The sequence below is a fragment of the Polaromonas sp. genome (assembly GCF_029945895.1).
Lineage (GTDB): Bacteria > Pseudomonadota > Gammaproteobacteria > Burkholderiales > Burkholderiaceae_C > Polaromonas.
Genome location: NZ_JAQSDL010000084.1, coordinates 129,483 through 145,282, shown reverse-complemented (window position 1 = coordinate 145,282; position 15,800 = coordinate 129,483). Strand labels below are relative to the sequence as shown.

Sequence of the window (15,800 nt, the reverse complement as noted above, 5' to 3'; positions counted from 1 at the left end):
ATGAACGCTTCCCCGGTCCCCCCTGAACCTGTTCCCGCCGTGGCCCTGGCCACGCTGGACGACATGCGCGAGCGCATCCGCCGCAAAAGCAAGCTCAAGGGCCGCCAGGCCGACGAGGTGTCCCTGGCCGAAGTTCGCGCGCTGATTGGCGGGCGACCCGAGGGCGGCCACCGGCGCGACCTGCTGATCGAACACTTGCATTCACTCAACGACGCCTGGCGCTGCCTGCATGAGCGGCACCTGGTGGCGCTGGCGCGGGAGATGAACATTCCCATGGCCGAGGTGTACGAGGTGGCGAGCTTTTATCACCACTTCGAGGTGGTCAAGGGCGACGGCCCGGCGCCGCGCCTCACGGTGCGTGTGTGCGACGGGCTCGCCTGCGAGCTGGCCGGTGCGCAGGACCTGCTGGCGCGCCTGCCCGCGCTGCTGGGGCAGGAGGTGCGGGTGATCGCCGCGCCGTGCCTGGGACGCTGTGAGCAGGCGCCGGCTGTTCTGGTGCACCAGCAGGCGCTGCCGCTGGCCACGGCCGAGGCCGTGGTTCTGATGACAAATCGGCCTCCGGCCCAGGAGGGGAAAGCGCAAGCAGCTATTAATTTCGTAGCATCTGATCATGCGGAAAAAAGTGTCCCGGGCTCGGCCGACCAGGTGGTGCCGGCTTTCACCGACTACGCCACCTACCGCTCCCACGGTGGTTATGCGCTTGCGGCGGCGCTGGTTAATGGGGAAGAAGATGCCGGGGCGGTGCTTGTCGCCATGGAACATTCCGGCCTGCGCGGCCTGGGTGGCGCGGGTTTTCCGGCCGGGCGCAAGTGGCGCATCGTGCAGGGCCAGCCCGGCCCGCGCCTGATGGCGATCAACATCGACGAAGGCGAGCCCGGTACGTTCAAGGACCGCACCTGGCTGGAACGCGATCCGCACCGTTTCCTGGAAGGCGTGCTGATCGCGGCGCAGGTGGTGGGCACAGAGGCCTGCTACCTCTACCTGCGCGACGAATACCACGACTGCCGCACCATGCTGCAAGCCGAGCTGGCCAAACTGCTGGCTGATCCGCCGTGCCCGCTGCCCCTGATCGAACTGCGGCGCGGTGCGGGCGCCTACATCTGCGGCGAGGAGTCGGCCATGATTGAAAGCATCGAAGGCAAACGCGGCGAGCCGCGCCTGCGTCCGCCCTATCTCGCCGAGGTCGGGCTGTTCGGGCGGCCCACGCTGGTGCACAACTTCGAAACCGTGTACTGGGTGCGCGACATTGTCGAAAAAGGCCCGCAGTGGTTCAGCGGCTTTGGCCGCAACGGCCGCAAAGGCCTGCGCTCTTTCAGCGTCAGCGGCCGGGTGAAGGACCCCGGCGTCAAGCTGGCGCCCGCTGGCATCACCTTGCTGGAGCTGATCGACGAGTATTGCGGCGGCATGCAGGAGGGCCACACCCTGTATGCCTACCTGCCGGGCGGCGCTTCTGGCGGCATTTTTCCGGCCAGCCATGCCAGGCTGCCGCTCGACTTCGACACCTTGCAGCCGCACGGCGGCTTCATCGGCTCGGCTGCCGTCATCGTGTTGGGGCACCAGGACAAGGCGCGGGATGCAGCACTCAACATGATGCGTTTCTTCGCCCATGAAAGCTGTGGCCAGTGCACGCCCTGCCGCGTTGGCACGGTCAAGGCAGCCACGCTGATGGAGTCTTCCTTGTGGGACCACGTCACGCTGGACGATCTGAACCAGGTGATGACCGATGCTTCCATCTGTGGATTGGGGCAGGCTGCGCCCAACCCGGTGCGCTGCGTCCAGAAATATTTTCCGCATGAAATTGGGACTCCCGCATGAACGCGCCGGCCAAACTTGTTGAAGTGCTGCCGCAAACCGTCGAGTTCAGGCTTGACGACAAGACCCTCCATGCCTTTGAGGGCGAAACCATCCTCAAGGCCGCCCAGCGCCATGGTGTGGACATTCCGCACCTCTGCTACAAGGACGGCTACCGCGCCGACGGCAACTGCCGTGCCTGTGTGGTCGAGATCAAGGGCGAGCGCACGCTGGCGCCCAGCTGCTGCCGCAACGTCACGGCCGGCATGGAGGTGCAGGCCAACAGCGAACGCGCCGTCAAGAGCCAGAAGATGGTGCTCGAGATGCTGCTCTCTGACATGCCCGACACCGGTTACAAATGGAGTGAAACCGATGAGTCGCTGCAGCATGGCGAGCTCAGCGAATGGGCCGCGCGCCTGGACGTTTCCGTGCGCCCCGCACTCAAGGTCCTGCGCCGTGCCCAACCGGCCGCCGACCTGTCGCACCCGGCCATGGCCGTCAATCTGGACGCCTGCATCCAGTGCAAGCGTTGCGTGACCGCCTGCCGCGAGGAGCAGGTCAACGACGTGATCGGCTACACCATGCGCGGATCGCACAGCGCAATCGCCTTCGACCTGGCCGACCCCATGGGCGACAGCAGCTGCGTGGCCTGCGGCGAATGTGTGCAGGCCTGCCCGACCGGCGCCCTGATGCCCAAGACCCTGATGGGATCGCAGCTTGTCGATAAAAAGGTCGACTCCGTGTGCCCCTTCTGCGGCGTCGGCTGCCTGGTGACCTACAAGGTAAAAGACAACAAAATTGTCAGCGTCGATGGTCGCGACGGACCCGCCAACCATTCGCGGCTGTGCGTCAAGGGGCGTTTTGGTTTTGACTATGCGCACAGCCCCCAGCGCCTGACCAAACCCCTGATCCGCAAGGCGGGTGTCTCCAAGGACCCGGCTGCCTTGCAGCATCTGAACCGCAACACGGCGGACTGGTCGGAGGTGTTTCGCGAAGCGAGCTGGGACGAGGCGCTGGGTCTGGCGAGTGCCGGGTTCAATGGCCTGCGCGATGGTCATGGCAGCAAGTCGCTCGCCGGCTTTGGCTCCGCCAAGGGCAGCAATGAGGAGGCTTACCTGTTCCAGAAGCTGGTGCGCACCGGCTTTGGTTCCAACAATGTGGACCATTGCACGCGCCTGTGCCATGCCTCCAGCGTGGCAGCCCTGCTGGAAGGCGTGGGTTCGGGCGCCGTGAGCAACCAGGTCAACGATGTGGCGCATTCGGACCTTATTTTTGTGATCGGCTCCAACCCGTCGGCCAACCACCCCGTGGCCGCCACCTGGATGAAGAACGCCGCGCAGAAGGGCGCCAGAATCGTGCTGGCCGACCCGCGCGTCACCGATATCGGCAAACACGCCTGGCGCACGTTGCAGTTCAAGGCCGATACCGACGTGGCCATGCTCAATGCGCTGATCCATGCGGTGATTGACGAGGGCCTGGTGGACCAGGACTTCATCGACAGGCGCGCCAGCAACTACGAAGCGCTCCGGGAAAACGTCAAGGGCTACAGCCCGGAGACCATGGCGCCGGTTTGCGGCATCCCGGCTGCAACGCTGCGCGAAGTCGCGCGTGCTTTCGCCAAAGCCAAAGCCGCCATGATTCTATGGGGCATGGGCATCAGCCAGCATGTCCATGGCACCGACAACGCGCGCTGCCTGATCGCGCTGGCCACCGTGACCGGGCAGATCGGCAAACCCGGCGCCGGCCTGCATCCGCTGCGCGGCCAGAACAATGTACAGGGCGCCAGTGACGCGGGTTTGATCCCCATGATGTTTCCCAACTACCAGCGCGTGGACAACGCCGCCGCGCACCAATGGTTCGAGAATTTCTGGAATACCAGACTTGACGGGTCTCCCGGTTACACCGTGGTGGAAATCATGCACAAGGCGCTGGCGCCCGAGAGCGACCCGCACAAGGTGCGCGGCATGTACATCATGGGCGAAAACCCGGCCATGAGCGACCCCGACCTGAACCATGCGCGCCACGCGCTGGCCAGCCTGCAGCATCTGGTGGTGCAGGACATCTTCATGACCGAAACCGCGTGGCTGGCCGACGTGGTGTTGCCCGCCACGGCCTGGCCGGAAAAGACCGGCACCGTCACCAACACCGACCGCATGGTGCAGCTCGGCCAGCAGGCTGTCGAGCCGCCAGGGGATGCAAAACCCGATCTGTGGATCATCCAGCAACTCGCCAGCCGCATGGGGCTGCGCTGGAATTACGCAGGCATGCACGATGGCGTGGCCGCAGTTTATGAGGAAATGCGTCAGGCCATGCACACCGCGATCTCGGGCATCAGCTGGGAGCGGTTGCAGCGCGAGTCCAGCGTGACCTATCCCTGCCTCAGCGAAGACGACCCCGGGGAACCCATCGTGTTCATCGATCACTTTGCCACCGAAGACGGCCGCGTCCACCTGGTCCCGGCCGACATCATTCCCGCGAACGAACGGCCCGATGCCGACTATCCGTTTGTGCTCATCACGGGGCGGCAACTCGAGCACTGGCACACCGGGAGCATGACGCGGCGAACCGCCGTGCTCGATGCCATCGAACCCATGGCCACGGCCTCGCTGTGCGGCGCCGACCTGTTGGCGCTGGGGCTGGCGCCGGGCGATGCGGTGACCGTGCAATCGCGGCGCGGGGCGGTGGTACTTCATGTGCGGCGCGATGACGGCACGCCGCAGGGGGCGGTGTTCATTCCGTTTGCCTATTACGAAGCCGCCGCCAACCTGATGACCAACGCAGCGTTGGACCCCTTCGGGAAAATCCCCGAGTTCAAGTACTGCGCCGTGGCCATTCATCGGGGCGGGCAGCTTGCAGGGTTTGCCGGCTATCAAACCGGCACGGCCAAAGGGCATTGACCCTTTGACCTTCGGCACGAGCGGCAAAAGAGTTGTGCTGAAAATGTGCGTGAAGACAGCCGTACACTGCATGCATGTCTGAATTCGTCCTGCAGCTTCCCGGCGCCGATCCGGCCCTTCGCCGCCCCTCTGTGGCAGTGGCGGTGGTCATGCGCCGCGAGCACATCGACAACCGCTGGCAGCCCTGGCGCTGGTCGCTGGCCGACATCGTCCCGCACGAGGAAAATTTTGGTGCGCAGCCGCGCCTGTTGCTCAAGGACGAGCAGGAAGAACGCTGGCTGCACCCCGGGTTCAAGGTGGAACTGTTCACCGACGACGCCGAAGGTTACTACCTCAATGTCACCACGCCCCAGCCCTGCTTCTGGGTCGTCTGGCGCATGGAGGAAGAGGCGGCGCTGGCCGACGAACCGGTGGCTGTGCCGCAGACCGTGACCCTGAGTTACCACGACGCCGGGCGCTGGCTGGACGCGCAGGAAACCGTGGAGCAGGTGGCTGCGCCGCGCGATGTGGTCGAGTGGGTGCAGGCTTTTGTCGATGCCCATTACGTGCTGGAGGCCAAGCGCCGGCAGCGCCCGCAAAGCTTCAAGACGCTGCAGGACCGTTTTGGCAACCCGGCGCGCGTGAGCACCGACAAAAAGTTTGGCGGAGGCGGTGGCCATGGCTGACGAAGCCTCCGGATTCCTGGGCCGGTGGGCGCGGCGCAAGACGGACGCCCTGCAGGGCAAGCCGCTCGACGAACCGGCGCCTGCCGCGATTGCGCCTGTGGCAGCAGCCCGGACGGGAGCGCCAGTTCCCCCGGAAGCGGTACCCCCCCCGACCGATGCCGCTGCGCCGCCCGAAAAGAAGTTGTTGACACTGGAAGACGCGAAGCTGTTGACCCGGGATTCCGATTTCAAGCCCTTCATGGCCGGTGATGTCGGGCCCGAAGTTCGCAATGCCGCGATGAAAAAGCTGTTCGCCGATCCGCACTTCAATGTGATGGACGGCCTGGACATCTACATCGACGACTATTCCAAGTCCGATCCCATTCCCGAGTCCATGCTCCGGCAGATGGCGAGCGCCAAATTCCTCAATCTGTTTGAGGATGAGGACAAGGAAAAGCAGGCAGACAAAGAGGTGGGGAAGGCGGCACCGGCCACTGCACCACGGGAAACTGCGAATAACCCCAAAGATGAAACCGTGGCACAGTCCCGGGAAGGCCTGCCCACCCCGGATCCAGCCATTTCCCAAGAACACTCCAGCCAACCCGAGCCGCAGCCTGGCTCCGGCGACAGCCAAGAAAACCATGCCCACACTGATCTGCGACTGCAACCAGACCATGCCGCTCCAGCCCCAGACGCTGGGCACGGCACTTGATGAAAAACTGACGCTGCATTCGGCGCTGTGCCGCCGCGAAGCCGGCGCCTTCCAGAAGGCGGTTCAGTCCGGCGACGACGTGGTGGTGGCCTGTACCCAGGAGACCCGGCTGTTCGCCGAACTGGCCCAGCAGACCGAGGGCGCGACGTCCGTCATCAAGTTTGTCAACATCCGTGAAACCGGCGGCTGGAGCCGGGATGCTGCGCAGGCCAGCCCCAAGATAGCGGCCTTGCTTGCTGTCGCCCATCTGCCGGATGCCGAGCCCGTGGCCACCGTGACCTACAAAAGCGCCGGTCGTGTGCTCATCATTGGTGAGCTCGACGTGGCCGAGCGTGCCGCCGGCCTGCTGTCCGACGCGCTGGACGTGACGCTGTTCAGTCTGGGAACGGGCCGGGACGGCGGCCTGCAGGAACGGCGTTATCCGGTGCTCGCCGGCAAGATCCAGCGCCTGACCGGCTGGTTGGGCGCTTTCGAGCTCCATTGGCAGCGCGACAACGCGATCGACCTCGACCTGTGCACCCGCTGCAATGCCTGTCTGGCGGTTTGCCCCGAAGGCGCCATCGGTTTCGACTACCAGATCGACAACGCCCTGTGCAAGTCGCACCGCGCCTGCGTGAAGGCGTGCGGTGTGGCCGGGGCGATCGATTTCGGCCGCGCCCCCGAGGCTTTGAGCGAAAAATTCGATCTGGTGCTGGACCTGCGCGCCACCCCGGCCTTTACGCAACATGCCTTGCCCCAGGGTTATTTCCGCTGGGATGGCCAGGACACCAGCACGTTGCTGCAGCTGCGCTCCCTTGTGGGTGAGTTCGAAAAGCCGAAGTTCTTCAACTACAAGCAAAAACTCTGTGCCCACAGCCGCAATGAAAAAACCGGTTGCACCGCCTGTATCGACGTCTGCTCGGCCTCGGCGATCAGCAGCCAGCGTGACCGACAGCAAATCGTTGTGAATCCCAATCTGTGTGTGGGCTGCGGTGCCTGCACCACGGTCTGCCCGAGCGGGGCACTGACCTTTGCCTACCCGCGCCCCGGGGAGCAGGGCGCGAAGATCAAGACCCTGCTGGGCACCTATGCGCGTGCCGGCGGCAAGCAGGCGGCCTTGCTGCTGCACAGCCAGGAAGCGGGCACCCGGCTGTTGGGTGACCTGGGCCGCATGGCGCGGCTCGATCCGGCCACGCACGGCGTGCCGGCGCGCGTCTTGCCGCTGGCCTTGTGGCACACCGTGTCGGTGGGCCTGGAGTTGTGGCTCTCAGCCATCGCCCATGGCGCTTCCCAGGTGTGGGTTCTGATGACGCACGAGGAAGCGCCCCAGTACCGCGAGGCCGTGCGCGCGCAGATGGACGTGGCGCAGGCCATCCTGGGAGGCCTCGGTTACCAGGGGGAACACTTTCGCATCCTCGAAGCCAGGGACGCACGTGATCTGGGCACGCTCGACGCCGAGTTGCAGGCGGCGCCGGCCCAGGGCGTCGGCCAGGCGGCCGGCTTTGCCGTGCAGGCCGACAAACGTGCCACCCTGGAGCTGGCGCTGGATCACCTGATGACGCAGGCCACCGCCAGGCCCGAGGCGATTGCGCTGCCGGCCGCTGGTTCGCCGCTGGGCACGCTGTCCATCAACAAGGATGCCTGCACCTTGTGTCTGAGCTGCGTCAGCGCCTGTCCGGCCAGCGCACTGCAGGACAACCCGGAGCGGCCCCAGCTCAAATTCATCGAGAAAAACTGCGTGCAATGCGGTCTGTGCGCGACGACCTGCCCGGAAAACGCCATCACCCTGCAGCCGCGCCTGCTGCTCACCCCGCAGCGCAAGGAAGCGCGTGTGCTCAACGAGAGCCAGCCCTACCAGTGCATACGCTGCAGCAAGCCGTTCGGTACGCTCAAGGCGATCGAGTCCATGCTGGGCAAATTGGCCGGACATGCCATGTTCCAGGGAGCGGCTGCCGAACGCCTGAAAATGTGCAGCGACTGCCGCGTGATTGACATCTACTCCGCCGACAACGAAATCAAGATCACGGACATCCGCTAAATTCATCCCATGACCCAGCCCGCCCAACTCGTAGCGTCCACTCTGGATGAAGAAACCGCCCGCGCTGAAATTTATGGACTGCTGGCTGCGCTGTATTACGCGCCGCCGCCGGCTGCCCTGCTTGACAACCTGCGGGTGGCCGTGACCGAAGCGCCTGCTGCCGGCGCCTTGCTGGAAGCCTCGTGGTCTGAACTCGTCGGTGCTGCCCGCAGGCTGTCGGACGCGGAGATCGCCCGGGAATACGAAGCGCTGTTTGGCGGCGTCGGCAAGCCCGAGGTCTACCTGTTTGGCTCCCATTACCTCAGTGGTTTCCTCAACGAGAAGCCGCTGGCGGCGCTGCGCACCGATCTGGAAGCACTGGGTCTGGCGCGTGACGAAACCATGCCCGAAACCGAAGACCATATCGCCTATCTGTGCGAGGTGATGCGCTACCTGATCGCGGGGGACGATGTGGCGGTCGCCAACCTGACGCGTCAGCGCGAGTTTTTCGCACGCCATCTGCAGCCCTGGGCCACCACCCTGTGCGATGCAGTCAGTGCCCATCCGAAGGCGGATTTCTACCGCAGTCTGGCCGGTTTCACACACACTTTTCTCAGCGTTGAAACCCAGGGCTTCGACATGCTGGCCTGAGCAGGCCGGGCCCATGCCAGGCAGGGCTCCGCACGCGCCGCGCAGCAGCTTTTTCTCAAAATGCGACACTTTCTTTTGATTAGAACCCTCGGGGTAAAAACTAAGATGCCCTATCGTTTTCCCCTAGGTGTTGCATTTGGCTGAGCCTGACCGTTGTCGCATGTGCAGGTCTGACGTAAAGTAGGCAGGTCAGTAAGTATGCAAACCAGTTCATAACAGCGTGCTTCCTTGGAGACCACTATGCAGGACAGCCAGCCAAAACCATCGCGCCGGGGCTTCTTCTTCGGTGCTGCCGCCACCGGCGCCGTTGCCGCCGTGGCAGTTGCCCTGCCTGGGGTGCAAGTGCCCGAGGCGGCCCTCCAGGAACCCAAGCCCGCGCCGGAAAAAGGCGGAGGCTACAGCCTGTCGGATCACGTCAAGCGCTACTACCAGACCACGCGTCTCTGATTCTTCCCCGTTTCCCCTCTTACGGAGAGCTCCATGCTGCTCACGAAAAAAAATCACGGTGTTCATGGCGATACGGCGCAGCGCGCCGGATCTGCACGTTTTGTACAAAGCCTGTCGCGCGGACTGTCGAATGCCCTGCCGACCATGGACCGTCGCGCTTTCCTGCGACGCTCGGGCCTGGGGGTCGGCGTCGGTCTGGCTGCCACCCAGCTGACGCTGGTCAAGAAAGCCAAGGCGGCCACGCCCGGCGCCGGGGACGGCAGCGGAAAAATCGAGGTCAAGCGCACGGTCTGCACCCACTGCTCGGTGGGTTGTGCCGTTGATGCTGTTGTCGAAAACGGCGTCTGGGTCCGGCAGGAACCGGTGTTCGACTCGCCGATCAACCTCGGCGCGCATTGCGCCAAGGGGGCTGCGCTGCGCGAGCACGGCCATGGCGAATACCGCCTTCGTTACCCGATGAAGCTGGTGGGCGGCAAGTACGAGCGCATCAGCTGGGACACGGCACTCAATGAAATCAGCGCGCGCATGATGGAGCTGCGCAAGGCCAGCGGCCCTGATTCGGTGTATTGGGTCGGATCGTCCAAGCACAACAACGAGCAGGCCTACCTGATGCGCAAGTTCGTGAGCTTCTGGGGCAGCAACAACTGCGACCACCAGGCGCGCATCTGCCATTCCACCACGGTGGCTGGCGTTGCCAACACCTGGGGTTATGGCGCCATGACCAATTCGTACAACGACATGCAAAACAGCAAGTGCGCGTTGTACATCGGCTCCAACGCCGCCGAAGCCCACCCGGTCAGCCTGCTGCACATGCTGCACTCCAAGGAAACCGGCTGCAAGATGATTGTGGTGGACCCGCGCTTCACGCGTACAGCCGCCAAGGCCGACGAATACATCCGTATCCGCTCCGGTTCGGACATCCCGTTCCTGTTCGGCATGCTGTATCACATCTTCAAGAATGGCTGGGAGGACACCAAGTACATCAACGACCGTGTCTACGGCATGGACAAGGTCAAGGAAGACGTACTCGCGAAGTGGACGCCGGACAAGGTCGAGGAAGCCTGCGGCGTACCCGAAGCACGCGTGTACATGGCCGCCGAGATGATGGCCAAGAACCGGCCGTCCACCATCGTCTGGTGCATGGGCCAGACCCAGCACACCATCGGCAACGCCATGGTTCGCGCCTCCTGCATCCTGCAACTGGCCCTTGGCAACGTCGGCGTCTCCGGCGGCGGCACCAATATTTTTCGCGGCCATGACAACGTGCAGGGTGCGACCGATGTCGGCCCCAACCCGGATTCGCTGCCAGGTTATTACGGCCTGGCCGAAGGTTCCTGGAAACACTTCGCCAAGACTTGGGGCGTGGACTTTGACTGGATCAAGGGGCGTTATGCCTCGCCCGCCATGATGGGCAAGCCCGGCATCACGGTGTCGCGCTGGATCGATGGCGTGATGGAGAAAAACGAATTCATCGACCAGGACTCCAACCTTCGTGGTGTGGTGTTCTGGGGTCATGCGCCCAATTCCCAGACCCGCGGCCTGGAGATGAAACGCGCCATGGACATGCTGGACCTGTTGGTGGTGGTTGACCCCTATCCGTCCGCCACGGCCGCGATGGCGGCCATGCCGGGCAAGGCCGAAGACCTCAACCCCAACCGAGCCGTTTACTTGCTTCCGGCTGCGACCCAGTTCGAGACCAGCGGTTCCGTGACGGCTTCCAACCGCTCGCTGCAGTGGCGCGAAAAAGTCATCGAGCCGCTGTGGGAAAGCCGCAGCGACCACATGATCATGCACCAGCTGGCCGAAAAACTCGGCTTCGCCAAGGAGCTGTCGAAGAACTACAAGATGCAGAAGGTCAAGGGCATGGACGAGCCCGTGCCGGAAGACATCCTGCGCGAGATCAACAAATGTGTCTGGACCATCGGCTATACCGGGCAAAGCCCCGAGCGCCTGAAGGCTCACATGCGCAACATGCACATGTTCGACGTCAAGACGCTGAAGTCCAAAGGCGGCAAGGACAAGGAAACGGGGTACGACACGACCGGTGACTATTTCGGTCTGCCATGGCCCTGTTTCGGAACCCCGGAAATGAAACACCCCGGTTCCCCCAACCTCTACGACACCTCCAAACATGTCATGGACGGCGGTGGCAACTTCCGCGCCAATTTTGGCGTGGAGCGCGAAGGCAAAAACCTGCTGGCCGAAGACGGTTCGCACTCCAAGGGCGCCGATATCCAGACCGGTTACCCGGAACTTGACCATCTGCTGCTCAAGAAGCTTGGCTGGTGGGATGAACTGACCGAGCCGGAGAAGGCCGCAGCTGAAGGCAAGAACTGGAAGACCGATTCCTCAGGTGGATTGATACGAGTGTTCATGCAGGGCCATGGCTGTCATCCCTTTGGCAATGCCAAGGCACGTGCTGTGGTCTGGAACTTCCCGGACGCGATTCCGCAGCACCGCGAGCCGCTGTACGGCAACCGGCCCGACCTCATGGCCAAGTACCCGACGCATGATGACAAGAAGGCCTTCTGGCGCCTGCCGACGCTTTACAAGACCATCCAGCAGAAGAACATCGCCGACAAGGTGCATGAGAAATACCCGCTGATCATGACCTCGGGCCGTCTGGTCGAGTACGAAGGGGGTGGCGAGGAAACCCGTTCCAACCCCTGGCTGGCCGAATTGCAGCAGGAAATGTTCATCGAGATCAATCCCAAGGTGGCTGCCGAGAAGGGCATACGCAACGGCGAACGCGCCTGGGTCAGCACGCCGACGGGCGCGCGCCTGAATGTCCAGGCGCTGGTGACGGAGCGTGTGGGACCCGATACGGTGTTCCTGCCTTTCCACTTTTCGGGACGCTGGCAGGGCGCCGACATGTTGGCCTACTACCCCAAGGGCGCCGCCCCTGTGGTGCGCGGCGAAGCGGTCAATACGGCGACCACCTACGGTTACGACAGCGTGACGATGATGCAGGAAACCAAGACGACGGTCTGCAACGTCGAACGAGCATGACCCCCACGCTTTTCACTTTGTGTAACACGCTGCCCCCCGAGGGGGCCGCTTTTTCCTTGGGGCGGCCCGGCGGAAAAAATAAGGAGACACCATGGCACGCATGAAATTTGTCTGTGACGCAGAGCGCTGCATCGAGTGCAACGGTTGCGTTACTGCTTGCAAGAATGAAAACGAAGTCCCATGGGGCGTCAACCGCCGCCGTGTGGTCACGCTCAACGACGGTGTTCCCGGCGAGAAGTCCATTTCGGTGGCCTGCATGCATTGCAGCGACGCACCCTGCATGGCTGTGTGCCCCGTCAACTGCTTCTACCGCACCGACGAGGGTGTGGTGCTGCACGACAAGGACGTCTGCATCGGCTGCGGCTACTGCTCTTATGCCTGCCCGTTCGGCGCTCCCCAGTTTCCGTCCCAGGGCACGTTCGGTGTGCGCGGCAAGATGGACAAGTGCACCTTCTGTGCCGGCGGGCCCGAGGCCAACGGCAGCCAGGCTGAATTCGAAAAATATGGCCGCAACCGGCTGGCCGAAGGCAAGCTGCCTGCCTGTGCCGAGCAGTGCTCGACCAAGGCGCTTCTTGCTGGTGATGGCGATGTGGTTGCCGACATCTTCCGCACCCGTGTGGTGCAGCGCGGCAAGGGCGCCGAAGTGTGGGGCTGGGGAACGGCCTACGGTTCCAAACAGGCGGGTCAGCCTCCCGTGCAAGGAGCAAAATCATGATGCGTCTTGCACTGCTTACGGTTGCCGTTATCGGGCTTGCGGCTTGCGGCGAAAAGCCGCAAACCGCTGCTGGCGTCAAAAGCGATACGGCCGCGTTCCAGGGCACCAACAACGCCTTCAATGCCCCGGGCTGGAAGGCCGGCGACAAAACCGCCTGGGAGCAGCAGCTCAAGACCCGCGCGCAGGCCGGCCAGAACGAATACAACCGCGTGAAATAACAGGGAGTTCACATGCAACGCCCATCGCGATTTCTTGCGACACTTCTCTTTGCAGCGTTTGGCTTCTCGGCTACGGTGTCGGCACAACCTGTTGCCACACCGGCCACACCGGCCGCAGCGGTTGCTGCACCCGCACCCGCAGGCGGTATCCAGAGTGCCAACATCTTCGAGGTCAAACCCGATGCCAGCGCAGAGCCCAAATACGCCGAGCAGACCAATGGCGAGCGCGCCAAGGTCCAGCCGGGCAACAATGCGCCGATGTGGCGTCAGGTGGGGTCGGGCGTCACCGGCTACAGCAGCCTGCCAAAAAGCGAGGCGCCCGAGGCGGGCAACCTGATCCAGCCTTTTGTGCAATACCCGGGCTCGCGTTTGACCAATGCGGGTGAGGCCTGGCGGCAGGTGCGCAACAACTGGCTCATTCCCTACGGTGGCGCCCTGCTACTGATCGTGGTGGGTGCGATTGCGCTGTTTTACCTTGGGAAGGGGCGGATCAATCTGCACGGGGCCGAAACCGGTCGCAAGATCGAACGTTTCACGCCGTTTGAGCGTTCAGCGCACTGGGCCAACGCCATTGCGTTCTGTATTCTTGCCATCTCCGGCATCGTTATGGCATTTGGAAAATTCTTCCTGTTGCCCGTCATGGGCCTCACTCTTTTCGGCTGGCTGACCTATCTGCTCAAGAACATGCACAACTTCGCCGGTCCGCTGTTTGCGGTGTCGCTGGTGATCATCTTCTTTACATTTGTCCGCGACAACCTCCCAAGCCGTGGCGATCTCGGCTGGCTGCTCAAGGGGGGCGGCTTGCTGTCGGGCAAGGAAGTGCCGTCACACCGCTTTAATGCCGGCGAAAAACTGGTGTTCTGGGGCGGCGTGTTTTTCCTCGGTGTCATCGTGGTGGCATCCGGCCTGGTGCTCGACAAGCTGGTTCCCGGGTTGATCTATGTTCGCGACACGATGCAGATCGCGCACATGGTGCATGCCGTGGCAACGGTGCTGATGATGGCGATGTTCATTGGCCACATCTACATTGGCACCATTGGCATGCAGGGTGCCTACGACGGCATGAAAACCGGTTATGTGGACGAGACCTGGGCCAGGGAACACCACGAGTACTGGTATGACGACGTGAAGGCTGGCAAGATTCCAGCGCAACGCAGCGAGCCGGCGCCACCGAGCCAGGCCGTCCAGGCCTAGGGCCTGGGAGCAGGCCCCCGATCAGATCCGAACAGCGAGGATTTCCATGAAAAAAATTCTTATTGCCGCCTTGTTTGCCGGCGTCTCCACCGTGGTACTGGCCAAAATACCTGCCCCTGTCTTGAGCGACGAAGCGAAAGCCAAGGCCGCGGAAGTCGCCGCGAAGGCCGCCTGGGCCGGCAAGGTCGATGGCTACCTGTTGTGCAAATCCATGGACAAGGTGGCAGCCAGTTATTTCAAGACGGCCAAGGCGGCAGGCAAGGAAACCAAGCCACCGGTTGCCACGCCAGCGTGTGCAGACCCTGGGGCTTTCAGCTACAAGCCGCCTGAGGCAATCAAGCCACTTGAGGCTTCAGGCGCCCACTCGCCGGCGGCTACCGCTACCAGCCCGCCCAGCAGCAAGACTCCTGCGGCAGCCATTGCCCCTGAAAAGAAATCCTGAGTGCCCACTCACCGCAAAAAGGCCGGCCCCGCAAGGTGCCGGCCTTTTTGTTGTAGTCTCCGATCATGCCTTTGCCCTACCTGACCCAGGCCCGTGCGCCGCTCACCTGCGAGATCGACGCGGTTAACGAATACGGCGAGCCGCTCCAGATTGCCATTCCGGCCGAACGTGCCTTGACGGTGTATGTCGACAAACGCGAGCTGGTCACCCTGATGACGCTGGGCGCCCACCCCGAGCTGCTGGTGCTGGGCTACCTGCGCAACCAGCGGCTGGTCAGGGACGCTGCAGACATCGAGTCCATCACCGTGGACTGGGATGTGGGCGCAGCGGCTGTCAAGACGCGTCACGGCATTGCCGACATCGAGGAAAAAACCGCGCGCAAGGTGGTGACCACCGGCTGCGGGCAGGGCAGTGTGTTCGGTGGCCTGATGGACGAGGTGGACCAGATCGAACTGCCGGCCGATGCCTGCATCACCCAGGCCCAGCTTTACGGACTGGTCAACACCATCCGACTCAAGGAGACCACCTACAAATCGGCGGGATCCGTTCACGCCTGCGCGTTGTTTTCCCTGGCGGCTGCGGAGCCGGAAATGTTGCTGTTTGTCGAGGACGTGGGGCGGCACAACGCCATCGACACCATTGCTGGCTGGATGGCTGTCCATCTGTTGGCCCCCACGCTCCCCACTGCGTGTGGTTCGTTGCCCCCCGAGGGGGCGCTGCACCTGCGGGCTGGCGAAGCCAGACCCGCGGCCCCGGATGATGAAGAGGGAGCCACCACGCTCTCCCGCCAGCCTTCCGGACTCGTGTTCTACACCACCGGGCGCCTGACCAGCGAAATGGTCATCAAGTCGGCGCAAATGGGCGTGCCGATTGTGGTTTCACGCAGCGGCATCACGCAGATGGGTCACCAGGTGGCACAGGCTGTGGGGCTGTGCGCCATAGGCCGCGCGACCAACCGGCGTTTTGTCTGTTATGCCCAGCCCGGGCGGCTCAAGCTGCAACCGGACCTCGCTGGTCCCCGGCTCCGGGCGCCAGAGACTGCCTGATCGCCTGATCGCCTGATCGCCTGATCGCCTGACCCCCT

The 15,800-nt window shown here is 63.4% G+C and carries 13 protein-coding genes; all 13 read left to right on the top strand.

Annotated features, from left to right (window positions below; all coding sequences use genetic code 11):
* The gene (locus PSV33_RS11325; RefSeq protein ID WP_300561743.1) at window positions 1–1,815 is read left to right on the top strand and encodes an NADH-ubiquinone oxidoreductase-F iron-sulfur binding region domain-containing protein; all 1,815 of its coding nucleotides are present in this window, start codon (window positions 1–3) and stop codon (window positions 1,813–1,815) included.
* On the top strand, window positions 1,812–4,688 hold the full coding sequence (gene fdhF, locus PSV33_RS11320; protein ID WP_300561740.1) for a formate dehydrogenase subunit alpha: 2,877 nt from the start codon (window positions 1,812–1,814) through the stop codon (window positions 4,686–4,688). The genes PSV33_RS11325 and fdhF overlap by 4 nt, the downstream gene beginning before the upstream one ends.
* Window positions 4,689–4,762: 74 nt before the next feature.
* Window positions 4,763–5,353: a DUF3305 domain-containing protein gene (locus PSV33_RS11315; protein WP_300561737.1), complete on the top strand. Its 591-nt coding sequence runs from the start codon at window positions 4,763–4,765 to the stop codon at window positions 5,351–5,353.
* Window positions 5,346–6,044 carry a DUF3306 domain-containing protein gene (locus PSV33_RS11310; protein WP_300561734.1) on the top strand — a complete coding sequence of 233 codons (699 nt, stop codon included), beginning with the start codon at window positions 5,346–5,348 and terminating at the stop codon, window positions 6,042–6,044. The genes PSV33_RS11315 and PSV33_RS11310 overlap by 8 nt, the downstream gene beginning before the upstream one ends.
* Entirely contained in the window at window positions 5,974–8,061 is a 2,088-nt protein-coding gene (locus PSV33_RS11305) for a 4Fe-4S binding protein (protein ID WP_300561732.1), read from the top strand. The genes PSV33_RS11310 and PSV33_RS11305 overlap by 71 nt, the downstream gene beginning before the upstream one ends.
* 9 nt (window positions 8,062–8,070) lie before the next feature.
* Window positions 8,071–8,691 carry a molecular chaperone TorD family protein gene (locus tag PSV33_RS11300; protein ID WP_300561730.1) on the top strand — a complete coding sequence of 207 codons (621 nt, stop codon included), beginning with the start codon at window positions 8,071–8,073 and terminating at the stop codon, window positions 8,689–8,691.
* Window positions 8,692–8,931: 240 nt separating this feature from the next.
* Window positions 8,932–9,138 carry a twin-arginine translocation signal domain-containing protein gene (locus tag PSV33_RS11295; RefSeq protein WP_300561727.1) on the top strand — a complete coding sequence of 69 codons (207 nt, stop codon included), beginning with the start codon at window positions 8,932–8,934 and terminating at the stop codon, window positions 9,136–9,138.
* Between the two features lie 33 nt (window positions 9,139–9,171).
* Entirely contained in the window at window positions 9,172–12,147 is a 2,976-nt protein-coding gene (locus PSV33_RS11290; RefSeq protein ID WP_300561725.1) for a formate dehydrogenase subunit alpha, read from the top strand.
* A 91-nt stretch (window positions 12,148–12,238) separates the two neighbouring features.
* Window positions 12,239–12,862: a formate dehydrogenase FDH3 subunit beta gene (gene fdh3B / locus PSV33_RS11285; RefSeq protein WP_096669558.1), complete on the top strand. Its 624-nt coding sequence runs from the start codon at window positions 12,239–12,241 to the stop codon at window positions 12,860–12,862.
* Window positions 12,859–13,080 carry a hypothetical protein gene (locus PSV33_RS11280; RefSeq protein WP_300561720.1) on the top strand — a complete coding sequence of 74 codons (222 nt, stop codon included), beginning with the start codon at window positions 12,859–12,861 and terminating at the stop codon, window positions 13,078–13,080. The genes fdh3B and PSV33_RS11280 overlap by 4 nt, the downstream gene beginning before the upstream one ends.
* A 12-nt stretch (window positions 13,081–13,092) precedes the next feature.
* Window positions 13,093–14,274 carry a formate dehydrogenase subunit gamma gene (locus PSV33_RS11275; RefSeq protein ID WP_300561718.1) on the top strand — a complete coding sequence of 394 codons (1,182 nt, stop codon included), beginning with the start codon at window positions 13,093–13,095 and terminating at the stop codon, window positions 14,272–14,274.
* A gap of 46 nt (window positions 14,275–14,320) precedes the next feature.
* Window positions 14,321–14,716, top strand: coding sequence for a hypothetical protein (locus tag PSV33_RS11270; protein ID WP_300561716.1), 396 nt, complete (start codon window positions 14,321–14,323; stop codon window positions 14,714–14,716).
* 65 nt (window positions 14,717–14,781) lie between these two features.
* Window positions 14,782–15,762: a formate dehydrogenase accessory sulfurtransferase FdhD gene (locus tag PSV33_RS11265; RefSeq protein WP_300561714.1), complete on the top strand. Its 981-nt coding sequence runs from the start codon at window positions 14,782–14,784 to the stop codon at window positions 15,760–15,762.
* The last annotated feature ends 38 nt before the right edge of the window (window positions 15,763–15,800 follow it).